This window comes from Streptomyces axinellae (assembly GCF_039532135.1).
Taxonomy (GTDB): domain Bacteria; phylum Actinomycetota; class Actinomycetes; order Streptomycetales; family Streptomycetaceae; genus Streptomyces; species Streptomyces axinellae.
The window spans coordinates 86,331-107,852 of record NZ_BAAARJ010000008.1 but is presented as its reverse complement, the minus strand read 5'-3'; the positions used below and the strand labels follow the sequence as shown (position 1 = coordinate 107,852).

Genomic DNA, 21,522 nt, shown 5'->3' with positions numbered 1-21,522 from the left:
CATATGAGAGGCCGTCAGACCGCTGGACATGCCGCATGGACTCCGTGCGCGCGAGACAGCCGCCGCGCACGATCCGCCCGGTCCGCGCCGGACGCCCCCGCTCGAAGGTGCGGAAGACGGCCCAGCAGCCGAGCAGTACGAGAGCGAACACCGGCAGCCAGGCCGGCCGCGCGAGCACCCAGCCGGCTCCGGTGGGCGCGGTGTGCAGCCCGGGCAGAGCATGCCCGGCGAGCAGGCCCGCGGCGGTCTCCCATCTGCCCGCCGACCAGGAAGAAGATGGCGAGGGTCTGGAAGATCCAGGAGGCGGGCGCCAGTTGGGCCAGGCGCTGGAGCGGGCCGGCGCCGTGCAGCGTGCCGCCGTCGGCGACCAGCGCGGTGACCAGCCAGTGGCCGAGGACCACGCCGAAGATGGCCACAGCGCGCAACGCGTCAACGGCCCGGTCCCGGTCGGCGGGAGTGGCGTCGTCGATCAGCCGGATGCGTTCCCGCACGGGTGCGGTGTCCTTCCGTCCGGGCACGGTGTGTGCTTCGTGGCCACTTTCCTGGCTTGTCATGACCTCGAAGCTATGGACCGGGCCCGGTCGCCGGCGTCCCCCGGGGAGCGCACCCGCCGCCTCCCTCTCAGGTACCACCCGGTGACGCCTGCGTGTGTCCGTGGCCTCGTGCGCGCATCCCCCGGGCGCTGTGGGGAGGGCTGACCGGGGGCGCTAGGATCCTGATCAGCTGTTCGGGCAAGGGGCCCGAGAACGTCGGTGGGGGTGCTTCATGGTCGCTGGTCGGGTTGTCCGTTTCGACGGCGCGCGGGGTTACGGGTTCATCGCGCCGGACCACGGCGGAGAGGATGTCTTTCTCCACGCGAACGACCTGCTGATCCCGGAGTCCTATGTTCACTCCGGCGTGGCCGTCGAGTTCGAGATCGAGGACGGGGACCGGGGCCTGAAGGCGTCCTCCGTGCGGCTGCCGCCCGGCGCCGAGCCCCCGCTCCATCACCCCTCGGCGGGGCACGCCCCGGGCCCGAGGTCCGAGGACGGCGAGGATCCGATGTGCGACGTGCTGAGCGTCGCCGAGTACACGAGGTCCGTCACCGAACTGCTGCTCGCCGCCGCGCCCACGCTGACCGGCCAGCAGATCCTCGAAATCCGGCGCCATCTGGTGCAGTTCGGCAAGAACCACGGCTGGGCCGAGGACTGACGGACACCCCTGGTGCCGTGACCGGCGATGTTTGCCCGTCAAGGAGTGTCGTCGTGGGGGCACCGCCCGCGCGAGCGGAGCCGAGCGTGGGGCAGCGTGCGATCGCAAGGCGGCCGGAAGTCCTGGATTGGGGTCTCCCCTGCTCTGAGGGCACCTCCCGGCCGAAGGCCGGGGGAGGAGTCGAGAGCTTGGAGAAGGAGCTGCCAGGGCTTGTGGCCAACGCCGCTGGGGGCGCCCCCTGCTCGTAGATCGGGGGAGTGCGTGCCGGGCGGTGCGACAGGGCACAGCTTGCCGGAAGGGGCACTAGTGCTCTGAGTCAGAGGTCACCAGGGCCCGGCCGCGATGCGAACGGGCCGCGGCTACGGGCTCGTTGACCCGGCCTCGCCGCGCGGCGGGCTCTCGATGCCGAACGCGGGCGGGTACTGGATGACGCCCGTGGGCACCGGGCCCGCCGAATCGTCCAGGGTGAGGGCCATCATCGCCTCGTCAGGCACCTCGAAGGGCGCGGTGATGCCGAAGCGGGAGGCGGGGACAAAGCCGAACCTCGGGTAGTAGCCGGGGTGTCCGAGTACCAGCACCAGGTTCTCCCCCTGCTCTCCGGCCGCTCGCAGGGCGGCCCGGACGGCGGCCGAACCGGCGCCCGTGCGCTGGTGGGCGGGCAGCACGGCACAGGGGGCGAGTGCCAGCGCGCGGTGCCCGTCGATGTGGCAGCGGGAGAGCAGCGCGTACCCGGCGGGCGTCCCGTCCGGGGTCTCGGCCAGCAGCGACAGCCCGTCCAGCCATGCCGCCGGGTCGGCCCGCAGCGCCTCGACGATGTCCGCTTCCCCGGAGGTCGGGAAGGCCGCCAGGTTGATCTCGCGGATCGCCGCGGCGTCGGCGGCGGAGCCGCGGACCTCGGGGCGGGTGGTCCACAGGCGCGTCATGAGGTCTGCTCCTGGAAGAAGGCCAGCAGGCGGCCGGCGGTCTCCTCCGGCGCCTCCTCGGGAAGGTAGTGGTCGCAGGGCAGCGGCTGTCCCCGGACGTCATCGGCGTACTCCCGCCACGTGGCGAGGACATCGTCGTGCCGCCCCACGAAGCTGTGGCGGCCCCAGAGCGCGAGCAGCGGCGCGGTGACGCGGCGGCCGGCGGCGGCGTCCTCGTCGTCGTGGGTGAGGTCGAGGGAGGCGGCGGCGCGGTAGTCCTCGCAGGAGCGGTAGTCCTCGCAGGAGGCGTGGATGGCCGCCGGGTCGGAGAAGCAGCGGACGTACTCCGCCAGCGCGGCCTCGTCGAAGGGGGTCCGCCGTGGTGCCGGGCGGCACCCCCTTCGACGAGGCCGCGGATCCAGAACTCGGGGTCCTGGCCGATGAGGCGCTCGGGGATGCCGCCGCCCGCGGCGAGGAAGAACCAGTGGTAGTAGGCCCGGCCGAAGTCGGCATCGGCGTGCTGGAAGGTGTGGCGGGTGGGCACGATGTCCAGCACCGCCGGCGCCGAGACGGCCGCCGGGTGGTCGAGGGCCAGCCGGTGCGCCACCCGGCCGCCCCGGTCGTGGCCCGCGACGGCGAAGGGCGGGAAGCCCAGCTCGCGCAGGACGCGCAGTTGGTCGAGCGCCATGGCGCGCTTGGCATAGGGGGCGTGCTCGGCGTCCGAGGGCGGCTTGTCGCTGTCGCCGTAGCCGCGCAGGTCGGCGAGGACGACGGTGTGGGTGCCGACCAGCAGCGGGGCCACGTGGTGCCAGATCAGGTGGGTCTGCGGATATCCGTGCAGCAGCACGGGCGGCCCCTCGCCCGCGACGCGCACGTTGATGCGCACTCCGTCGGCGTCCACGGTGCGGCGGCGGAAGGCGGAAGGCGGAAGGCAGCAACTCGCTCATGGTCCGCATCCCAACAGGTACGGGCCAGGTGTACGAGGCGGGCCGGAACAGGTCGCCTTCGGGCGTCCGGCGTTCGCACGCCCGGGAGAGGGGCAGGGGCCCCCGGGCGGGAGGTGGTGCGCACCCGGGAGACGGTGTTCACCCGCAAAGGGGTGAACCGGGTGCTGGGGCGTGCCTTTTCACAGGCGCGCCGACGACGCCGCGGCCGAACCGGCCGGGGTGGGCGTGGGAGATGGTGTGCGGGGTGGGTGTGGGAGGCGTGGTGGGGGTGCGGATCCCGGCCGCCCGCGGGCTGGGAGAGGCCGGGTCCGTACGGTTCAGTACCAGCCGTGCCGGTTGTGGAAGCGCAGGGCCGCTTCCCAGGAGCCGTAGCGCTCGCGGACGTAGCGCTCGGCCCCCGCGTGCTGCTGGGCGACCGTGCCCCGGCCCCACGCCTGGTCCGTCTGGAACAGGCCGTGGTACCTGCCGTTCTGGGCGCGGGGGTTGCCGCTGGATTCACGACGGATGATCTCCGTCTTGGCGGCGTTCGAGCCTGGCACCTTCGCCGCCGACTGCCGCCTGGGGCTTGTCTGCGACGCCTGCGGCTGCTTCGGTGCCTGCGATGTGGGTGGCGACGACTGCTGCTTCGCCTGTGGCCGGGGCGCCTGCTGGGGCGCCTGCTGCGGCGCTTGCTGCTGGGGGGCCTGCTGCGGCGCTTGCTGCTGGGGTGCTTGCTGCTGGGCCGGTGGCGCGGTCGCCATCGGACCCGGCCGGGGCGCACCTCCTTCGCCGATCTCAAGGTGCTGGCCGGGGAAGATCCGGTCGGGGTCGACCAGGTCGTTGGCCGCGGCCAGTTCCTGCCAGGTCGTCCCGTGCCGCTCCGCGACTTCCGAGAGCGTGTCACCGGACTGCACGTCGTAGGCGAACGCAGGCGCGGCCGGAACCACGATCATGGCCGCGGCGAGGACGCCGAAGGTGGCGATCTTGGTCTTACGCATCTGAATCAGGTCCTTACCGTCGAGTCCGGGGACTCTCTGTTGGGGTCAGAGGAAAGCCCGTCAGTGCGATAGCAAACTCTCTCGGGTCCTCTCCGGGCTGAAGATCCGTTCAGCTTCGCCGATCTTTCACCCGTCCAGAGGTACCGGCGGACCCCGCTCGGCGGTACGCGGAGGCCCGGGCAGGGGCCGCGACCGCGCCAGTTCGCGGTTCCCGGTCGTCCGGCGGCGCGTCGAAAGGGCGTCGTGCCTGGTCGTGGCAGCGTGTCGGCGGGTTCGGCGGATGCGGCGGCCCGCTAGCACGTTTGAGCCGACCGTGCGCGGTCACGCGGAGACGAGCACCTGATGTCGAGCCGGCAAGGAGGGAACATGGCTTCCGGCGAGAAGGCCAAGTCGAAGTCCGAGCAGGTCGTGGGCAAGGTCAAGGAGACCGTCGGCCGTGCGGTCGGCAATGAGCGAATGACGGCCGAGGGCCGGGCCCAGCAGTCGGCGGGCGACGCGCGGCAGGCGAAGGAGAAGACCAAGGACGCCTTCCGCCACTGACCGGCGGCTGCCGCCGATCGACGGCACAGGGCCGACGGACCGGGGTGTCCCGCACACGCGGGGCACCCCGGTCCGTGCTGTGTGGACCCCCGTGCCGCGTCCGGATGATCCGGAACCCCTGCGCCTGTTGGGGCCTGCGCCGGGTTCGGACAGCGTGCCGGGGCCGCGCCGCACAACGGCCCCGGGCCGTGCGCAGATCCGGGCCGTGCGCGGGTTCGGGCAGCGCGCCGGGTTCGGGCCGTGGCCCGTACGGGCAGCGATACGGCGGAAGAGATCGCCGATGACCGTTCCGCGACCGTTTCGCCTGGACGACCGGCTCGTTGGCCCCCGCATCAAGGGGCGGGCGCGGGTCTTTTCCCGTTCTCCCGCCGGGCACACAGCGGCGATACGGGCGGCAAACGGGCCGAGCTGACGCGAGAACGGGCTGACGCATGGAGTGACTTGGACCCTGACACCGCAGGATGTGCGGTCTTGCGGCCTGGCGGGAGGCGGGCAGAAGCGGGCATGATCCGCCTCCTGGGGAGGCTGGCCGCGCGCGGCGGAGGCCGGTACAACTTTCCACACGGGCAGGAACGGGCATCCTCGTGACCGAACGGAGTGAGGTGCGCACACGTCATGAGTGCGGTGGAGCGGCAACGGAAGATCGTGGGCACGGCCCGGCGGCTGGGCTCGGTCGATGTGACCGCACTCGCCGACGACCTCGGCGTGGCCAAGGAGACGGTCCGCCGGGATCTGCGGGTGCTGGAGTCGCACGGACTGCTGCGCCGCACCCACGGTGGCGCCTACCCCGTGGAGAGCGCGGGTTTCGAGACGACGCTCGCCTTCCGCACCACCATGAACGTGCCGGAGAAGCGACGGATAGCAGCGGCGGCCGTCGAATTGATCGGGGACGCGGAGACCGTCTTCGTCGATGAGGGCTTCACCCCTCAGCTGATCGCCGAAGCCCTGCCCGGGGACCGCCGGCTGACCGTGGTGACGGCCTCCTTGCCGGTGGCGAGCACGCTGGCGACGACGGGCGACTTCACCATCTTGCTGCTCGGCGGACGGGTGCGCGGCGGGACGCTCGCGACGGTCGAGCACTGGACGGCCAAGATGCTCGCCGGCTTCGTCATCGACCTGGCGTTCATCGGCGCCAACGGCATCTCCCGCGACCACGGGCTGACCACCCCCGACCCCGCGGTGAGCGAGGTCAAGGCGCAGGCGATCCGGGCGTCGAGGCGGCGGGTCTTCGTGGGTCTGCACACCAAGTTCGGGGCCGTGAGTTTCTGCCGGTTCGCGGACGTGGGCGACTTCGAGACGATCGTCACCTCCTCCGGGCTGCCCGGCACCGAGGCCAACCGCTACGCACTCCAGGGGCCGCAGGTCATCCGGGTCTGACCCGCGCGCTCCCGCTCCGGCCACGCCCGTCCGGCCGCACTCGCTCCCCCCGCCCCACGTCCGTCACATCTGTCCCCCCACTCGTCCCCCGTCCGCCCTCTGACCGCAAGTTGCCCCACCCGCTCCACCTGTCCCCCGTTCCACTCTTCCGTCCGCCGTCGGGCACCAGGCGTGAGGCCCCGCGCCCCGGCCGGCGGCGTTATGTACCGATTTGCCAGGAGCCCCGATGCGAAGTAAGAGCCGCAAGAGGACACGCAGGACCCGAGCCGCCGCAGCCGCCGCCACGGCAGGCGTACTCCTCACGCTCCCCGCCTGCGCGGGGGCCGGAGCCCTCGGGTCAGGGGGCGACACCATCAACATCCTGATGGTGAACAACCCGCAGATGACCGAGTTGCAGAAGCTCACCGCCAAGCACTTCACCAAGAAGACCGGAATCAAGGTCAAGTTCACGGTGCTGCCCGAGAACGACGTCCGGGACAAGATGGGCCAGGACTTCGCCAACCAGGCGGGCCAGTACGACGCGGCGACGATCAGCAACTACGAGACGCCGATCTACGCCAAGAACGGCTGGCTGCGTCCGATGGACCCCTACACGCGCAAGGACAAGACGTTCGACCAGAAGGACATCCTGCCCTCGGTGCGTGAGTCGCTCACCGGCGAGGACGGCAAGGTCTACGCGCAGCCCTTCTACGGCGAGTCCTCCTTCCTGATGTACCGCAAGGACGTCTTCAAGAAGGCCGGCCTCACCATGCCGAAGCAGCCCACCTGGCAGCAGGTGGCCGAACTGGCGGCGAAGGCGGACGGCTCCCAGCGCGGCATGAAGGGCATCTGCCTGCGCGGACTGCCCGGCTGGGGCGAGCTGATCGCACCGCTCACCACCGTCGTCAACACCTTCGGCGGCACCTGGTTCGACAAGGACTGGAAGGCGCGGCTGGATGACCCCGCGTTCAAGAAGGCGACCAAGTTCTATGTCGATCTGGTGCGCAAGCACGGTGAGTCGGGCGCGGCCCAGGCCGGATACGCCGAGTGCCTGAACAACATGACGCAGGGCAAGACCGCGATGTGGTACGACGCCACAGCCGGCGCCGGCTCGCTCGAAGCGGCCAAGTCCCCCGTCAAGGGCAAGGTCGGCTACGTGCCCGCGCCCGTGGAGAAGACGAAGAGTTCCGGCTGGCTCTACAGCTGGTCCTGGGGCATCCAGAAGGCCAGCCGCAACCCCGACAAGGCGTGGAAGTTCATCTCCTGGGCCTCCAGCAAGGAGTACGAGCGCCTGGCCGGCAAGGAGTTCGGCTGGTCCAACGTCCCGGCGGGCAAGCGGGCCTCCACCTATGAGCTGCCCGAGTACAAGAAGGCGGCGGGCGCCTTCCACGAGGTGACCCGCAAGGCCATCACCGAGGCGAAGCCGCGCGATCCCGGCGTGCAGAAGCGGCCGACGATCGGCATCCAGTTCGTCGACATACCCGAGTTCTCCGACCTCGGCACCAAGGTCTCCCAGGAGATCAGTGCGGCCATCGCGGGCCGCCAGTCCGTCGATACCGCCCTGCGCAAGTCGCAGGAACTGGCACAGGAAGTCTCCGAGGACTACAAGGGGCGAGGCCAATGAGTACCCCGACGACCACTTCGGCCCCCGGCCCCACCGGAGCCCCGAAGCCGAGCGCCGCACCCGGCGGGGGCGCCGCCGCCCCGGGGAGAAAGAGCCCGCCGGGCAAACTGCGGGCCTGGGTGACGCGTGCCCCGCTGCTGCCCGCCCTGGTGTTCATGATCGTGGTCACCCAGCTGCCGTTCGTGGCCACGCTGGTGATCTCCCTCTTCAACTGGAACGCGCTCTACTCGGAAGCACGCCGCTTCGACGGCCTCGCCAACTACGCCGAGGTGCTGGGCGACGCCGAACTGCGCGACTCGGTGCTGACGACCATCGTGCTGACCGTCGTCGTGGTGCTCGTCAGCCTCGTCCTCGGACTGCTGCTGGCACTGCTGCTGGACCGCAGCTTCCGGGGCCGTGGATTCGTGCGGACCATGCTGATCGCCCCGTTCCTGCTGGTGCCGGTGGCCGCCGCGCTGATGTGGAAGCACGTGCTCTACAACCCCGAGTACGGGCTGCTCAACGGCATGCTGACCTGGATCTTCGGCGACAACGGCCCCCAGCCGGACTGGGTGGCGGAGATGCCGCTGGGCGCCGTGGAGGTCTCGCTGATCTGGCAGTGGACGCCGTTCATGATGCTGATCCTGCTGGCCGGGCTCCAGAGCAGGCCCTCCGACTCCATCGAGGCCGCCAGGATCGACGGCGCCGGGGCATGGCAGATCTTCCGCTTCCTGACGCTGCCGCACCTGCGCCGCTACCTGGAACTGGGTGCGCTGCTCGGCTCGATCTACATCGTGCAGAACTTCGACGCGGTCTTCACCATCACCTCCGGTGGCCTGGGCACCGCCAACCTGCCGTACACGATCTACCAGACCTTCTACCAGGGCCACGAGTACGGACTGGCCTCGGCGGCCGGTGTGCTGGTCGTGATCGGCTCCCTCGTCATCGCCACCTTCGCGCTGCGGGTGGTCTCGTCCCTCTTCAGTGAGGAGGCCCGCGCATGAGCGCCACGGCCGAAGCTCCCCCGGCGGCCGGGGCCGCACGCACCACGAAGGCCGCGCGGGCCGAGGGGGCCATGGCCCCCAAGAGCATCCGCCGCAAGAACGCGGCCCTGGGGCTGCTCGCCTGGGTCCTGGGCATCGTCTTCGTCCTGCCCATGGCATGGATGGTGCTGACCTCCTTCCACTCGGAGTCGGACGCCGCCACCAACCCGCCCTCGCTGGGCGCCCCGCTGACTCTGGACAGCTACCGCGAGTTCTTCGGCGCGGGCGGCGGCGCGAGCCCCTGGCCGGCGCTCGCCAACTCGCTGACCGCTTCGGTCGTCTCCACCCTGTGTGTGCTGATCCTGGCCCTCCCGGCGGCGTACGCGCTGTCGATCCGGCCGGTGCGCAAGTGGAGCGACGTACTGTTCTTCTTCCTGTCGACGAAGATGCTGCCCATCGTCGCCGGACTGCTGCCGATCTACCTGTTCGCCAAGAACACCGGGCTCCTCGACAACGTATGGCTGCTGGTCATCCTCTACACCTCGATGAACCTGCCGATCGCGGTGTGGATGATGCAGTCCTTCCTCGCCGAGGTGCCTCCCGCGCTGATCGAGGCAGCCCAGATCGACGGCGCCAAGCTGCCCACCGTCCTCACCCGGGTCGTCGCGCCGGTCGCGGCCCCGGGAATCGCGGCCACCGCGCTGATCTGCTTCATCTTCAGCTGGAACGAGATGCTCTTCGCGCGCGTGCTGACGGGGGTCGTCGCGCAGACGGCGCCCGTCTTCCTGACCGGTTTCATCACCAGCCAGGGCCTGTTCCTGGCCAAGGTGTGTGCCGCGTCGCTCGTGATCTCCCTGCCGGTACTCGCCGCAGGGTTCGCCGCCCAGGACAAGCTGGTCCAGGGCCTGTCGCTAGGAGCTGTCAAATGAAGGCCGCACTCGTCGAGTCCGTGGGCAAGGTCTCCCTCACGACCGTGCCCGACCCCACCCCAGGCCCCCGCGACGTGGTGGTGCGGGTGGCGGCGAGCGGGCTGTGCGGCACGGATCTGCACATCCTCCAGGGGGAGTTCGCGCCCTCGCTGCCGCTGGTGCCGGGCCATGAGTTCGCCGGAGAGGTGGTGGCGCTCGGCAGCGAGGTCACCGAACTCGCCGAGGGCGACCGGGTCGCCGTGGACCCGTCGCTGTACTGCTACGAGTGCCGCCACTGCCGCAACGGTCACAACAACATGTGCGACCGCTGGGCGGCCATCGGCGTCACCCGGGCCGGCGGCGCCGCCGAGTTCGCGGTGGCGCCCGTGGCCAACTGCGTCAAGCTGCCCGACCACATCAAGACGCAGGACGCCGCGCTGATCGAGCCGCTGTCCTGCGCGGTGCGCGGCTACGACGTGCTCAAGAGCCAGCTCGGCTCCCGCGTGCTGATCTACGGCTCGGGGACGATGGGCCTGATGATGCTGGAGCTGGCCAAGCGCACGGGCGCCTCCGGCGTGGACATCCTCGACCTCAACCCCGAGCGGCTGGCCACCGCCGAGAAGTTGGGGTGCAGCGGCGCCGCCGCGAGCGCCGACGAGCTGGACCGGCCCCAGGGCTGGGACCTGGTGGTGGACGCCACCGGCAACGCGGCGGCCATCCAGGACGGGCTGGGCCGCGTCGCCAAGGCGGGCACCTTCCTCCAGTTCGGCGTCTCCGACTACGCGACGACCGCGACCATCGAGCCGTACCGCATCTACAACCAGGAGATCACCATCACCGGCTCCATGGCCGTGCTGCACAGCTACGAGCGGGCCGCCGACCTGTTCGCTGCCGGGGTGCTGGACCCGGAGGTGTTCATCTCCGACCGCATGCCGCTGGACGCCTACCCCGAGGCGCTGGGCCGCTTCGCCGACGGCAAGGGCCGCAAGATCGTGGTGGTGCCCTGACCCCCTGATCCTCTTGTCCGTCCTGCCCCTCCTCCCCCCAGAAAACCCTCACCGGCAACGGTGAGCAGCGCCGGCGCCGCCAGGGACCCCCGACCCATGGCGGCGCCGGTGCGTTGTCGGCCGGCGACGCCCCCGCCCCTCTGCCGGGTCCTGCGCCGGGCCCCTACAGGCAGTCGCGCGGCAGCGTCTCGTTCCATGTGCGGGAGAAGACCCGCTGTCCCGACTCGTGTGCGTCGAGGGTCGCGTGTACGTGGAACTCGCTTTCCGTGCAGGTCAGCACGGTGCGGGTGACCGTCTGCCCCTCCCAGCCGTCGCGGCGGAATGTCATGGTCCAGGTGGACTCGCCGCCGGGCGAGGTGAAGTCGTCGGCGACGGCGGTGTAGCGCTCGTAGGCGCGGCGGCCGACATCGAGGGCGATGTCCTCGAAACGCTCCATGCCCCGGTCCTTGACGATCTCCAGCTCGAAGTTGTAGCCGATCAGGTCGCGCTTGACCTCCCAGCGTTCCTCGGGCGGCGTGAGCGCGGTGGTGGCGAGCGGCGGGGTCCCTTCCGCCTCCCCGAAGGGCCGGTGCGGTGACTCCCCCTCCTCCCCTGCCGTGCGCAGGGGCAGGGTGAGCGTGCTGGAGTGCTCCCGCACGCTCAGCAGCACCGGCTTGGGCGGCGGCCAGGCCAGCGGCCAGTACGAGGTGGACAGCGAGAGGCGGATGCGGTGCCCGGGCGGGAACGCCTGGGCCACGCCGTTGAGCTGGACGGTGGCACGGTAGCGCCGCCCCGGCTCCAGGGGCTCGGGGGCGTCGGTGCCCGCGTGGTGGGTGAGGTTCAGCAGCCCGTAGGTGACCCGGGTGGCGCCGCCGTCCGGTGCGACGTCGGACAGCCGGGCGGCGACCTGTGCGATGGGCTCGCTCACCGAGAGGTCGAGCTGGACGCTGGGCGAGCCGAGGATCTCCACGCGTTCGGTGAGTGGCCCGGTCTCGAAGACGAGGGAGCCGCCGTCCTCCTCGCGCTGGTCATAGGGCAGGTCGGGTGGGGCGTTGTAGGAGGCCCACTTGCCGCCGAACTGGCCGACGGACAGCGGCGAGCGCACCGTCAGCGCCTCGCCGTCGCAACCGTTGCAGCCATCGCCCCGCGCTCCGGCGTCCCCGGCGGCGGGGAGGATGCGGTACTGGGCCAGCGGATGTGTCACCTCCCGCACGTGCGGTGAGGGCCACTCCGGTTCGACGACCCACCTGCCGGGCCGCTCCTCGTACGAGGTGGACGGGGGCACGCTGTCCTGCATCCAGGTGCTCAGCATCGGCCCGTCCATGACACCGTTCTCGGCGCCCTTGAGCCAGTGGTCCCACCAGCGGACGAGTTCCTGGAGGTAGCCGATCGCCGGGCCCGGCTCGCCCAGGTGCGGGAACTTGTGGGACCACGGCCCGATCAGGCCCTTGCGGGGCACATCGAGGTGGGCGAGCAGCCGGATGACGGCGTTGGAATACCCGTCGGCCCAGCCGCTGGAGGCCAGTACGGGGCAGCGCACGGCCTGGTAGTCCTCGCACACCGAGGCGTGCCGCCAGTAGGAGTCGCGCCGCTGGTGGCGCAGCCATTCCAGCACCCATGGCTCGGTGTGCTCCAGCCGCTCGTGCCACATCTCCCGCCACCGGTCGCCGACGACGGCCGGGTCGGGCGGGCAGGTGGCGTAGGCGAACATGGTGCCCGCCTCGGCGAGGTTGTCCGAGAGCAGGGTGCCGCCCATGTAGTGCATGTCGTCGGCGTACCGGTCGTCGGTGAAGGAGGAGATGGCGATCGCCCGCAGGCTCTCGGGGCGCCGCGCGGCGACTTGGAGCGCGGCGAAGCCGCCCCAGGAGATGCCCATCATCCCGGTGGTGCCGTCGCACCAGGGCCTGGAGGCGAGCCAGTCGAGCACGTCCTCGGCGTCGCGCTGTTCCTGCTCCAGGTACTCGTCCTCCAGCACGCCGTCCGAATCGCCGGTGCCGCGCAGGTCGATGCGGGCGCATACGTAGCCGTGGCCTGCCAGGTACGGGTGGTGGACGGAGTCGCGCACCGAGGTCAGGTCGCGCTGGCGGTAGGGGATGTACTCCAGGATCGCCGGCAGCGGTTCCTGGTCCGAGCAGGTGGGGCGCCACAGCCGGCCCGAGAGCCGGGTGCCGTCCGGCAGGGGCACGGTGATCTGCTCTTCCTTGATGTCGTAGGGCAGGTTGTCGACGCTGCGCATGGCTCTGACTCCGCTCCTCTCGGGTGTCCGCGATCCGGTCCTTCCGCTTCGCGCCCGGTTCATGGTCGCTGGTTCCGCGGCCCGGCGGCGTCCGGCGCCGTGCCGTGCAGGCCGAGGGCGGCGATGGCGCGGTCGTACTTGTGGCGCAGTTCGTCGTCGTCCGCTCCGGCGGTGATGATGTGCGCGATCTCGTAGCTGTAGCTGTCCTGCTGGGAGAGCTGCCGCAGTCGCTGCCCCTCGTCGGGGACGACCTCGATGCGCACGCCGGGTATCTCGCGCTCCACCGCGGCGATCTCCTCCCCGGTGGGCGCCTGGCGGATCACCCCGTCGGCGAACCAGCGGTGGTACCACTTGGCCGCGTACAGGTAGGGCCCGGCGCGGTGCGGAAGGTCGGGGTCCCGGCCGAGGGCGAGGGCGAGCATGCAGTGGTGGTTGGGCACGCCGTCCACGAACTCGAACAGCTCGGCGTGGGACTGGGAGTGGCGCGGGTTGATCTCCAGCAGCTTGATCTCGTCGCGGCCGGGGTCGTAGAAGAACTCGATGCTGAAGGTCGCCGCGTCCATCCCGATCTGCCGGATGACCCGCTCGGACACCTCGGTCAGCCGCTGCTGGACGGGGGCGGGGAGGCTGCTGGGGTATTGGTGGCGCAGGAAGGAGGACGAGTCCGGGTAGGTGATCGAGTCCAGGACCCCGTAGACGTGGACCCGGCCCTGGTGGGCGTAGCCCTCGACGGCGCACTGGAGGCCGGTCAGGGACTCCTCCGCGAGGCACACCATGCCGCCGACGCCTTCCATCTCGGGCGGCAGCTCGACCTGGTCGAGGATGTACTCGAACGGCCGGCCGACCCGGGCGATGCCCTCGCGGATCTCGGCGACGGCCGCGCGGAATTCCGTCAAGTCCTTGACGCCGTAGGCCAGTTCGGAGGAGTACGAGAGCGCGGGCTTGAGCCACATGGGGAAGCGGACGCCCTCGGGAGGCTCCGGCTCGGCCGCCTCCAGGTCCACCCGCCCGAAGCGCGGCAGCTCCGTGATGACCTTCTCCTGCTCCAGCCGGCTCCAGTATTTGTGCTCGCACTTGACCACCGAATCCAGGCTGGTGGCCCGCGTGCCGTACCGCTCGGCGAGGATCGGGATCATGGTGCTGACGGGGAAGTCCCAGTAGCCGACGATCGCATCGACGGATCCGCCGAAGTCGTCGAGCACGCCACACGCGCGCTCCAGCAGCGCGGGCACCGACACCTCGTCCTCCTGGAGCTGCGCGGGGCTCAGCAGGGGGTGGAAGCGGTAGCGGTCCGCTTCGGGCACGGCTTCGAGGGTGGCACGGTTGGCGTCGTCCATGCCGAGGACGAAGACGTTCAGCACGTCCGCCCTCTGGAACGCGGTCTCGGATCCGGTCTGCTCGGGTTCTGCGGTCTCGGCTGTGGGCACGGGTCCTCTTCACGTCGGGGATCTGGATGCCGGGGCGGCAGGGACATCCGGGACGCCCGGGACACCTGGGCAGCCTCGGCAGCGGGGGGCGGGTTGCCCTCAGCGCTGCGGGAAAACCCGCCGTGTCGAGGATCTTGGGCCGTGCGCGAGCTGCCGCTCAGACCCCACGCACAAAAACGTCACCGGCTTGACCGGTGACGTGGACGGCATCAGGACGTGGGCGTTCACGCCCCCGGGGTCCCACCCGGTTGGTCACTCGCGCCGCGCACCGTCCCACAGCCTCGCGAGGACGTCGGGCTCCGCGTTGGCCCCGGTGAGGACGGTCGCCGCGACCTCACCGGGAACACCGCCCCCGGCCAGGGCCGCCAGGCCCGCAGCGCCCGCCGGTTCGGGGAGCACGCCCAGGGTCTCGGCGGCCAGCCGCATGGCGGCGCGCAGCGCGTCGTCCTCGACGAGCAGGATGTCGTCCACGAGGGCGCGGGTGCGCGCGACGGCCACCGGGACGGGCTCGCGGATGGAGATGCCGGCGGCGAAGGAGTTGCGCCGGTCCACCGCCACCACCTCGCCGGTACGCCAACTGCGCTCCAGCGCGGGCGCCGATACCGCCGCCGCGCCGACGACACGGACGTCCGGGGTGTGCTCGCGCAGCCAGCGTGCGACGCCGCTGATCAGCGCGCCGTCCCCGAGCGGCAGGACGACCGTGTCGAACGGGCCGTCCCGCAGCAGTTCGATGCCGATGGTGCCCGCGCCCTCGGCCACGGCCGTCTCGCGGCCGTCCTCCACGAAGACCCGGCGGGGCGCCGCCGCCGCGAACTCCCTGGCGTGCTCGTTCGGTGAGCCCCCGACCTCGTGGATCTCCGCGCCGAACGCCGCCGTGCGCCGGACCTTCACCCGCGAGGCGTCCGCGGGCAGGAAGACGACGGCACGCAGGCCCCGGCGCCGGGCGGCATACGCGATGGCCTGCCCGAAGTTGCCGCCCGTCGAGCCGCACACCACGGTCGTGCCGGCCGCGAAGCCGTGCAGCAGGAAGGAGGCGCCCCGGCCCTTGAAGCTGCGCAGCGGGTTGAGCGTCTCCACCTTGGTGAGGACGCGCCTGTCCAGACGTGCACACAGCTGTTCGTCGAAGAACTGCGGGGTGTTGAGGAAGACGGGATCGATGACCGTGGCGGCCTCGGCGATCCGGGCCGGGTCGAGGTCGATCTCGTCAAGGCCGGGGCGGGCGGCGCTGGCGGAACGGCTGTCTGTCACGGAGGCTCCTCGGGTGGTGAGCGCGGTGCGGATGTGCCTCACGTTAATCCGGGAGTTGGGGGAAGCGACCGAGTAGTCCCCGGCCGCCGCCACTCCTTCGTATGAACACCGGGCGTTCAAAGAGCCGGCCGGCCGCTCCTGCATAGAGTGCCAGTACAACTTGTGCGGATGTGAAGGGGTGGGGTTCTGATGAGGACAGAAGCACTCGACCGGGTCCGGTTGGTGTTCACGCTGTTCGACGCGGACGGCAACGGGGTCATCGAGGCCGATGACTTCGAGCTGATGGCCGGCAGAGTCGTCGCGGCGGTACCCGAGACGGACGCCGCGAAGCGCAGCACCATGCAGACTGCCTTCCGGACCTTCTGGACGGCTCTGGCCGACAACCTGGACGCCAATGGCGACGGCAAGGTCAGCTTCGAGGAGTTCCAGGCGGTCGTCCTCGATCCGGAGCAATTCACCGCGGCGATCGGAGAGTTCGCCGAGGCACTCACAGCCGTGGCAGACCCGGACGGTGACGGGCTGGTCGAGCGACCGGCATTCGTGGCGGTCATGACGGCCATCGGCTTCGCGCTGCCGAACATCCACGCGCTGTTCGACGCCTTGGAGCCGGTGGGCACAGAACAGGCGTCGGTACCGGTCTGGGCCGAAGCCATCAAGGAGTACTACAGTCCCGACGCGGCGGGCACCGCGGGGGATCTTCTGGTCGCTGCCCCGGTGGTCTGAGGACCGCTGAGCGCCCGGCAGTTGTCGCGCGCCGACAGTCTCAGCCGGAACGCCGGGGGCGCACCGCCCCCGGCGTTCCCCGCCGTAGAAGTTCAGATGCGTCCGGTTCAGATGCGTCCGGTTCAGATGCGTCCGGTTCGGATGCCTCCGGTTCAGATGCGTCCGTGGGTCAGCCGGGTCAGGGGACCCGTCCTGCGGACGGCGGTCCTGCGGCCCAGCGCGAAGGCGCCGGCGAGCAGGGCGAACAGGCTGCCGCCCGCACTCGCCGTGATCTTCTTGCGTGCCTTCACAAGGGCCAGCCCCGCCGTGGCCTTGGTGCCGACGGCTTCGGCGGCCTTGGCGGCGCGCTTCGCACCGTCACCGGCGTCCGTCACGGCGCTCCGCGCCTTCGAGACGGCGCCCGCGGTCGCCCCGTTCGCCTTTGCGTTCTTCACAGAGTCAGCCATACGGCCACGGGTTGCCCGCCATCCCGCCCCGAAACCCGCCGCCTCAGCGGGCCTCGAACCCGAAGCCGAGTACCTCGGGACTGCGCCTCAGGTCGGTGGTGTAGACGGAGTAGAGCCGTACACCCTGCTCGCCGGAGGCGAAGCCCACACACAGCCGGGGCGCCGGGTGCTGGAGCACGGCCAGGCCCTCCGGCTCGAACAGGCCGCTGTCCGCTGCCGGTTCGGGACGTACCCGCTGGACGATACGGCCGGTCCCCAGGTGCACACAGGTCAGCAGCGGTTCGGCGGAGGGGCCGCGCTCGCTGCATGTGAGCTGGTAGGCGTAGGTGCCGTAGACGGCCATGCCCTGGTGGTACAGGTGGCCTTCGGGCATCGGCTGGACGAAGTCGGTCAGCGCCTGGAAGCTCCCTGCCCGGAAGCGGGCCAGGTCGTAGAGCGCGAACCGGTACGCGCCCGCGTGCCGGTAGCGCAGCAGCAGGCGCCGCGCGTACGGGTCGAGGGCGACCTGGTTCTTCGTGCTGCCGGGGCGCGGCCGGAAGGTCTCCAGCTCCCGGTCGTGGTGCTCCAGCACCATCCCGGGACGGAAGCGGAAGCGCGCCAGCCCCCTGCCGTATCCGGAGGAGGGGTTGGCGTCCCCTTCGGTCCACAGCGCGGGTCTGCCGTGGCGGCGCGGCTCGACGCCCAGGGTGCCGCCGTGTCCGAAGCCCTTGAGGTACATGTGGCCGAGCGGCTCGCCCGACATGGACAGCGCGTTCATGCACAGATCACCGCGCCACTGCCGCTCGCTGTGCGAGAGCGGGCCGGGCTCGCCGGGGAGCTGGATGCCGCCTTCCATCACCTGGAGCGCGTACATCCGTGCCCGCCGTTCGTCGAAGGCGAAGGACTGGATGGCCGTACCGTGCCGCAGCCGCCGGTCCAGCAGCGGGCTGCGGCGCGGCTCGGGCATGGCCCAGCTTCCCTGCTCCGGGCCGGAGAGCCCCGAGGACGCCGGGGCTCCCGAGGACACTGAGGAAACCGAGGACGCACCGGCCCCGGTGGCCGCCCGCGCGAGGGGGCCGTGGGGCGAGGCGGCAGCCGGGGCGGCGGCGAGCGCGGTCGGCACCAGTGCCCCGGCGGCTGCGGCGCCGAACCCCAGGACACGTCTGCGCCGGATCGGCGCGCTTCCGGAGCCGGTCGGCGTGCGGTGGTGATCCGCCATGGCGGCCCGTCCTTCCTGTCGGCCCGGGGCTCTTACACTCCTCGCACCACAGAGATCACCAGCGACGCGCCGCCGGTACCGGAAACGGAGCATTCTTCATACGAATGCGCCGGGACGGCCCGACCGGCCCCCGGCCGTGCCGCTACAGCTCGGACTCCGCCCAGTCGGTGACCTCCGTCTTGTCGCCGACCGCGAGTGTCCCGGCGCGCAGTACGGCGAACTTGCTGCCGAAGGCGACTCCGCCGCCGGTGGCGCGCCGGTAGCGGGCGAGCATCCGCAGCGGCTCGGGGCCGGATCTGGTGCCCGCCCGCTGCTCGACCGTGGTCACCACACAGCGGAGGGCGAGCTTGGCGTATCCCAGTTCCGCGTCGCCGATACTCACCCGGCGCACCCGGTCCTCGGCGTGTGGCTCCTCCTCCCAGCCGTCCACGACGATGTTCGGACGGAAGCGGTCGATGGGCAGCGGGGCCTCCCCCTCCGCCCCCAGCCGGGCGTTCAGCTCCCGCAGGGTCGCGAGGGAGAGCAGGTGGACGGCGCAGCTGTCCGCGTAGCCGGAGGTGCCGGGCGTCCTGCCGTCCGTCACGCGGTCGTGCCCGGGAGGGACGCGGACCAGCCTGCTGGGCGCGGCGAGCAGGTCGGAGAACCACTCGGCGGCCTCGTCCCCCTGGTCGATGCCGGAGAACGGGCTCCCCAGCATTTCCACCTCCCGCTGCGGCCCCGAGCGGGTCAGCGGGATGTCGGCCCGGCCGTGGCCCGGTGCGGTCAGCCTCAGCGCCTCTTCCCGGTCCGCGCCGTGGCGGACGACCTCGGGCCGTACGCGGGCCAGCCCCGGGTCGCGCCGCTGGGTACGGCCCACGCCCTCGGGTGTGATCACCATGAAGGCCCGGTCGTGTGCGAGGCCCGCGCGGGTCATCTCCGCCTCGCGCACGGCGGCGGCTCCGCACCCCTTCACCGGGTAGTAGGCCAACTCGACGACCTGTGCCATACGTCCTCCCCTCCCCTTGTCTTCTTCCGCTCTTGTCTCTTGTTCCCTTGCCCCGGCGCCGGGCTGTTCCGGTCCGGGCTCCGCATCCTGCCCCGTCGGGGGTTCGCATAGCCTGGCCGGCAGAAGGAGACGCACGTGACCACCAAAGGGCCCCGCCCCATCACCCAGCCGCCGCAGCCGCAGCCGCCGCCACAGCCACAGCCACAGCCACAGCCGGACGCCGCGCGGGAGTGCGTCCTGCTCAAACACGGAGAGATCTTCCTGCGCGGGCACAACCGGTCCCGCTTCGAGGACCTTCTGCACCGCAACCTGCGGGACGCCCTGCGCACGCTCCCCGGCGCCACGTGGACCGAGCGGGGCCGCAGCGTCACGCTCGTCGGCGGTCAGGTGCCGCAGGACGAGCTGGTGGCATGCGTACGGCGGGTGATCGGCTTCAACGTCGTGCAGCCCGCGCTGCGCACCCGCAGTACGGAGGAGGACATCGGCACCGTCGCGCTCGGGATCCTGCGCCGGGTGCACGCCGAGCGGGGCGAGGTGAGCTTCGCGGTACGGGCCCGGCGCAGGGACAAGTCGTTCCCGCTGACCTCCTCCGTCCTCGCCGCGGCCCTCGGCACCCGCGTACAGCGCGCGACGGGGCTGCCGGTGAACCTGTCCTCGCCGGATGTGGAGCTGACGGTCGAGGTGGACCGGAACGGCACCTGTCTGTCGTGGTCGCGGCTGCCGGGCCAGGGCGGGCTGCCGGTGGGCTCCAGCGGGCGGGCGCTGGCGCTGCTGTCGGGCGGCTACGACTCGCCGGTGGCCGCCTACCGGGCCATGCGCCGGGGGCTGGCTTGCGACTTCGTCCACTTCACCGGCGCTCCGTACACCGACGCGGCTTCCGTCTACAAGGCGTACGCGCTCGCCAGGGAGCTGAACCGCTTCCAGCCGGGCGGCACCCTGCACGTCGTCCCCCTGGGCAAGGCGCAAAAGCAGCTCGCGGTGGCGGGCGCCGGGCGGCTGCAAGTGGTGGCGCAGCGGCGGCTGATGGTACGGGCGGCGAGTGTGCTGGCCGGGCGGCTGGGCGCCGGGGCGCTGGTGACCGGGGACAGCCTCGGCCAGGTGGCCAGTCAGACGGTGGCGAATCTGGCCGCCGTGGAGGAGGCGGCGTCCCTGCCGCTGCTGCGTCCGCTGCTGGGCTGGGAGAAACAGGAGATCATCGATGAGGCTCGCGCGCTGGGCACTGCCGCGGTCTCCGTCCTCCCTGACGAGGACTGCTGCTCGCTGCTGGCCCCGCGCCAGGTCAGCACGAAGGCGAGGGTGCCGGATGTGCGCCGCGTCGAGCGGCGGCTGGAGCTGGACGGACTTGTCGGGGAACTGCTGGCGGGCGCCTGGTCGCTGAGCCCCGGGCCCGGGGCGGACGAGGCCGGGGACGGCGGCCGGGCCGCCGGGACCGGGGGCACCGGCGGCCCGGGGCGCTGAACCTGCCGCAGAAGCGCCGTGGGCCTACGGCTTGATGGCGAGGCCCGCCCACACGCCGACCTCGGACCGATCGACCATGCCGGGCAGCTGGGGTCCGTCGTCTTCCAGCTCGGGCCGCCAGTCGCAGCTGGCCACCAGGCCGGGCTCGACCATCGTGAGCCCGTCGAAGAAGCGCAGGCTCTCTTCGTGGGTGCGGGGCCGGACCTCAAGGCCGCGCGCCGCGTAGGCGTCGGCCAGCAGTTGCATATCCGGGTCCAGGTCAGCGGTGGCGTGCGAGAGGGCGAGAGCGCTGCCGCCGGGCAGTTCCTCCAGGAGACGGGTGACGATGGCGCCGGGAGCGTCGGAGTCGGGCAGGAAGTGGAGCAGCGCGATCAGGGAGAGGGCTATCGGCTGGTCGAAGTCGAGGGTTTTGCCGGCGTGTTCGAGGATGAGGTCCGGGTCGCGTACGTCGGCCTCGATGTAGTCCGTGGCGCCCTCGACGGTCCCGGTCATCAGGGCTCGGGCGTGGGCGAGCACGATGGGGTCGTTGTCGGAGTAGACGATCCGCGCGTCCGCGTGCTCCTGCTGGGCGACCTGGTGGAGGTTGGGCGCGGTGGGGATGCCGGTGCCGATGTCGAGGAACTGGCGGATCCCCAGTTCCCGGGCGAGATGGCGGACCGCCCGGTGCATGAAGGCACGGTTCTGCCGGGCGGCGACCATCGCGTTGGGGTAGGCGCGGAGCGACTCGCCGGCGAGCTTGCGGTCCACGCCGTAGTTGGTCTTGCCGCCGAGGAAGTAGTCGTAGAGGCGGGCGGTGTGCGGGCGGATGCCCAGTCCTTCGGGAACCACTGTCTCGTCGCTCATGTCGCTCCAGGGCGTGCTTGATGTGCCGGTCCCGTGGGCCGGCCAGATGCGTCAACCACTCTCGTACAAAGTGCAGTTGCACGCCATGGTGAGCCGGAATTTCACGCCCCCCTTCGCGCCCCCTGAGCACCGCCTGTCGGATTTCAGCCACTTGTGGGCGCGGCGCCCGCGATCCTGCTACGGGCCGCCAGGACAGCGGAGCGCAGCCAGGGAGGCATAGGCCGGGCATGAGCGCTGTCGGCGACCATCGCGGCCACGACGTGCAGTTTGGTGTTGGTGTGCTGGGAGGTGTCCACGAGGATCTCCCAGGCGAGGTCGGCGGAACAGTGCCAGGCGGCCATCAGCACGCCCCTGGCCTGGTCGATCACGGGACGGGTCGTCATCGCTCTGCGCAGCTGTTCGACTTCCGTGCGCAGGCGGAGCACTTCCTCGCACAGCGCGTGCGCGGGCTCGCCGTCGCACCCGTCCGGGCACGCCCGCGTATTCCCGGCGGGCGATTTTCCGTCACAGAGGGTGTAGACCTCGGGCTTGCTGGTCACTCGTCAGATCATCCTCGCCGGTTCGG

General features: G+C 71.4%; 20 protein-coding genes and 2 pseudogenes. 9 read left to right on the top strand and 13 right to left on the bottom strand.

Annotation, left to right across the window (positions count from 1 at the left end; translation table 11 throughout):
- Nucleotides 1-158 precede the first annotated feature (158 nt).
- Nucleotides 159-491 (bottom strand): annotated as a pseudogene (locus tag ABD339_RS14005) (acyltransferase family protein); the annotation flags it as partial.
- A gap of 274 nt (nucleotides 492-765) precedes the next feature.
- On the opposite strand from ABD339_RS14005, the gene ABD339_RS14000 reads away from it, so the two are divergent.
- Nucleotides 766-1,191, top strand: coding sequence for a cold-shock protein (locus ABD339_RS14000; RefSeq protein ID WP_344565833.1), 426 nt, complete (start codon nucleotides 766-768; stop codon nucleotides 1,189-1,191).
- Nucleotides 1,192-1,550: 359 nt separating this feature from the next.
- Here the strand turns inward: ABD339_RS14000 and ABD339_RS13995 are convergent, their stop codons facing one another.
- The 4 genes and pseudogenes from ABD339_RS13995 to ABD339_RS13980 form a co-directional block, all read right to left on the bottom strand.
- Entirely contained in the window at nucleotides 1,551-2,114 is a 564-nt protein-coding gene (locus ABD339_RS13995) for a GNAT family N-acetyltransferase (protein WP_344565831.1), read from the bottom strand.
- Nucleotides 2,111-2,263 (bottom strand): alpha/beta fold hydrolase family protein, encoded by a 153-nt coding sequence (locus ABD339_RS13990; protein ID WP_344565829.1) that lies wholly within the window; start codon nucleotides 2,261-2,263, stop codon nucleotides 2,111-2,113. Before ABD339_RS13990 ends, ABD339_RS13995 begins: the two co-directional genes overlap by 4 nt.
- A 365-nt stretch (nucleotides 2,264-2,628) precedes the next feature.
- Nucleotides 2,629-2,895: pseudogene (locus tag ABD339_RS13985) on the bottom strand (alpha/beta fold hydrolase); the annotation flags it as partial.
- Between the two features lie 462 nt (nucleotides 2,896-3,357).
- Nucleotides 3,358-4,017 (bottom strand): LysM peptidoglycan-binding domain-containing protein, encoded by a 660-nt coding sequence (locus ABD339_RS13980; protein WP_344565827.1) that lies wholly within the window; start codon nucleotides 4,015-4,017, stop codon nucleotides 3,358-3,360.
- A 366-nt stretch (nucleotides 4,018-4,383) separates the two neighbouring features.
- Here ABD339_RS13980 and ABD339_RS13975 point away from each other — a divergent pair, with 366 nt between their 5' ends.
- From ABD339_RS13975 to ABD339_RS13950, 6 genes are all read left to right on the top strand, one after another.
- On the top strand, nucleotides 4,384-4,557 hold the full coding sequence (locus tag ABD339_RS13975) for a CsbD family protein (protein WP_344565825.1): 174 nt from the start codon (nucleotides 4,384-4,386) through the stop codon (nucleotides 4,555-4,557).
- A gap of 615 nt (nucleotides 4,558-5,172) precedes the next feature.
- Nucleotides 5,173-5,934 carry a DeoR/GlpR family DNA-binding transcription regulator gene (locus ABD339_RS13970; RefSeq protein ID WP_344565823.1) on the top strand — a complete coding sequence of 254 codons (762 nt, stop codon included), beginning with the start codon at nucleotides 5,173-5,175 and terminating at the stop codon, nucleotides 5,932-5,934.
- A 226-nt stretch (nucleotides 5,935-6,160) separates the two neighbouring features.
- Nucleotides 6,161-7,537, top strand: coding sequence for an ABC transporter substrate-binding protein (locus tag ABD339_RS13965; protein ID WP_344565821.1), 1,377 nt, complete (start codon nucleotides 6,161-6,163; stop codon nucleotides 7,535-7,537).
- Nucleotides 7,534-8,520: a carbohydrate ABC transporter permease gene (locus tag ABD339_RS13960; protein ID WP_344565819.1), complete on the top strand. Its 987-nt coding sequence runs from the start codon at nucleotides 7,534-7,536 to the stop codon at nucleotides 8,518-8,520. Before ABD339_RS13965 ends, ABD339_RS13960 begins: the two co-directional genes overlap by 4 nt.
- Complete coding sequence (locus ABD339_RS13955) at nucleotides 8,517-9,428, top strand: carbohydrate ABC transporter permease (protein ID WP_425575978.1); 912 nt, start codon at nucleotides 8,517-8,519, stop codon at nucleotides 9,426-9,428. The genes ABD339_RS13960 and ABD339_RS13955 overlap by 4 nt, the downstream gene beginning before the upstream one ends.
- Nucleotides 9,425-10,414, top strand: a complete 990-nt coding sequence (locus ABD339_RS13950; RefSeq protein WP_344565817.1) for a zinc-dependent alcohol dehydrogenase family protein — start codon at nucleotides 9,425-9,427, stop codon at nucleotides 10,412-10,414. Before ABD339_RS13955 ends, ABD339_RS13950 begins: the two co-directional genes overlap by 4 nt.
- A gap of 163 nt (nucleotides 10,415-10,577) precedes the next feature.
- On the opposite strand, the gene ABD339_RS13945 is transcribed toward ABD339_RS13950, so the two are convergent.
- From ABD339_RS13945 to ABD339_RS13935, 3 genes are all read right to left on the bottom strand, one after another.
- Nucleotides 10,578-12,629 (bottom strand): CocE/NonD family hydrolase, encoded by a 2,052-nt coding sequence (locus ABD339_RS13945; RefSeq protein ID WP_344565815.1) that lies wholly within the window; start codon nucleotides 12,627-12,629, stop codon nucleotides 10,578-10,580.
- Nucleotides 12,630-12,688: 59 nt separating this feature from the next.
- Nucleotides 12,689-13,966, bottom strand: coding sequence for an ATP-grasp domain-containing protein (locus ABD339_RS13940; RefSeq protein WP_344566125.1), 1,278 nt, complete (start codon nucleotides 13,964-13,966; stop codon nucleotides 12,689-12,691).
- 342 nt (nucleotides 13,967-14,308) lie between these two features.
- Nucleotides 14,309-15,304 carry a threonine ammonia-lyase gene (locus ABD339_RS13935; protein WP_344565813.1) on the bottom strand — a complete coding sequence of 332 codons (996 nt, stop codon included), beginning with the start codon at nucleotides 15,302-15,304 and terminating at the stop codon, nucleotides 14,309-14,311.
- A 189-nt stretch (nucleotides 15,305-15,493) separates the two neighbouring features.
- Here ABD339_RS13935 and ABD339_RS13930 point away from each other — a divergent pair, with 189 nt between their 5' ends.
- Complete coding sequence (locus tag ABD339_RS13930) at nucleotides 15,494-16,027, top strand: EF-hand domain-containing protein (protein ID WP_344565811.1); 534 nt, start codon at nucleotides 15,494-15,496, stop codon at nucleotides 16,025-16,027.
- Nucleotides 16,028-16,179: 152 nt separating this feature from the next.
- Here ABD339_RS13930 and ABD339_RS13925 read toward each other — a convergent pair whose 3' ends face one another.
- From ABD339_RS13925 to ABD339_RS13915, 3 genes are all read right to left on the bottom strand, one after another.
- The gene (locus ABD339_RS13925) at nucleotides 16,180-16,473 is read right to left on the bottom strand and encodes a hypothetical protein (RefSeq protein WP_344565809.1); all 294 of its coding nucleotides are present in this window, start codon (nucleotides 16,471-16,473) and stop codon (nucleotides 16,180-16,182) included.
- A gap of 43 nt (nucleotides 16,474-16,516) precedes the next feature.
- On the bottom strand, nucleotides 16,517-17,671 hold the full coding sequence (locus ABD339_RS13920; RefSeq protein WP_344565807.1) for a phage baseplate protein: 1,155 nt from the start codon (nucleotides 17,669-17,671) through the stop codon (nucleotides 16,517-16,519).
- Nucleotides 17,672-17,813: 142 nt separating this feature from the next.
- Nucleotides 17,814-18,656, bottom strand: a complete 843-nt coding sequence (locus ABD339_RS13915; RefSeq protein WP_344565805.1) for an MOSC domain-containing protein — start codon at nucleotides 18,654-18,656, stop codon at nucleotides 17,814-17,816.
- Nucleotides 18,657-18,791: 135 nt separating this feature from the next.
- Here ABD339_RS13915 and thiI point away from each other — a divergent pair, with 135 nt between their 5' ends.
- Complete coding sequence (gene thiI / locus ABD339_RS13910; RefSeq protein WP_486388543.1) at nucleotides 18,792-20,114, top strand: tRNA uracil 4-sulfurtransferase ThiI; 1,323 nt, start codon at nucleotides 18,792-18,794, stop codon at nucleotides 20,112-20,114.
- A 24-nt stretch (nucleotides 20,115-20,138) separates the two neighbouring features.
- Here thiI and ABD339_RS13905 read toward each other — a convergent pair whose 3' ends face one another.
- Both ABD339_RS13905 and ABD339_RS13900 read right to left on the bottom strand, forming a co-directional pair.
- Nucleotides 20,139-20,957, bottom strand: a complete 819-nt coding sequence (locus tag ABD339_RS13905) for an SAM-dependent methyltransferase (RefSeq protein ID WP_344565803.1) — start codon at nucleotides 20,955-20,957, stop codon at nucleotides 20,139-20,141.
- Nucleotides 20,958-21,100: 143 nt separating this feature from the next.
- Nucleotides 21,101-21,496 (bottom strand): ANTAR domain-containing protein, encoded by a 396-nt coding sequence (locus tag ABD339_RS13900; protein WP_344565801.1) that lies wholly within the window; start codon nucleotides 21,494-21,496, stop codon nucleotides 21,101-21,103.
- Between the last annotated feature and the right edge of the window lie 26 nt (nucleotides 21,497-21,522).

Bases quoted from the DNA above. Each gene is read 5' to 3' on its own strand.
- ABD339_RS13950 (WP_344565817.1), top strand. From the start codon at position 9,425: ATGAAGGCCGCACTCGTCGAGTCCGTGGGCAAGGTCTCCCTCACGACC.
- ABD339_RS14000 (WP_344565833.1), top strand. From the start codon at position 766: ATGGTCGCTGGTCGGGTTGTCCGTTTCGACGGCGCGCGGGGTTACGGG.
- ABD339_RS13965 (WP_344565821.1), top strand. From the start codon at position 6,161: ATGCGAAGTAAGAGCCGCAAGAGGACACGCAGGACCCGAGCCGCCGCA.
- ABD339_RS13930 (WP_344565811.1), top strand. From the start codon at position 15,494: ATGAGGACAGAAGCACTCGACCGGGTCCGGTTGGTGTTCACGCTGTTC.
- ABD339_RS13995 (WP_344565831.1), bottom strand. From the start codon at position 2,114: ATGACGCGCCTGTGGACCACCCGCCCCGAGGTCCGCGGCTCCGCCGCC.
- ABD339_RS13960 (WP_344565819.1), top strand. From the start codon at position 7,534: ATGAGTACCCCGACGACCACTTCGGCCCCCGGCCCCACCGGAGCCCCG.
- ABD339_RS13940 (WP_344566125.1), bottom strand. From the start codon at position 13,966: ATGGACGACGCCAACCGTGCCACCCTCGAAGCCGTGCCCGAAGCGGAC.
- ABD339_RS13915 (WP_344565805.1), bottom strand. From the start codon at position 18,656: ATGGCACAGGTCGTCGAGTTGGCCTACTACCCGGTGAAGGGGTGCGGA.
- ABD339_RS13945 (WP_344565815.1), bottom strand. From the start codon at position 12,629: ATGCGCAGCGTCGACAACCTGCCCTACGACATCAAGGAAGAGCAGATC.
- ABD339_RS13970 (WP_344565823.1), top strand. From the start codon at position 5,173: ATGAGTGCGGTGGAGCGGCAACGGAAGATCGTGGGCACGGCCCGGCGG.
- ABD339_RS13980 (WP_344565827.1), bottom strand. From the start codon at position 4,017: ATGCGTAAGACCAAGATCGCCACCTTCGGCGTCCTCGCCGCGGCCATG.
- ABD339_RS13905 (WP_344565803.1), bottom strand. From the start codon at position 20,957: ATGAGCGACGAGACAGTGGTTCCCGAAGGACTGGGCATCCGCCCGCAC.
- ABD339_RS13955 (WP_425575978.1), top strand. From the start codon at position 8,517: ATGAGCGCCACGGCCGAAGCTCCCCCGGCGGCCGGGGCCGCACGCACC.
- ABD339_RS13925 (WP_344565809.1), bottom strand. From the start codon at position 16,473: ATGGCTGACTCTGTGAAGAACGCAAAGGCGAACGGGGCGACCGCGGGC.
- ABD339_RS13920 (WP_344565807.1), bottom strand. From the start codon at position 17,671: ATGGCGGATCACCACCGCACGCCGACCGGCTCCGGAAGCGCGCCGATC.
- ABD339_RS13975 (WP_344565825.1), top strand. From the start codon at position 4,384: ATGGCTTCCGGCGAGAAGGCCAAGTCGAAGTCCGAGCAGGTCGTGGGC.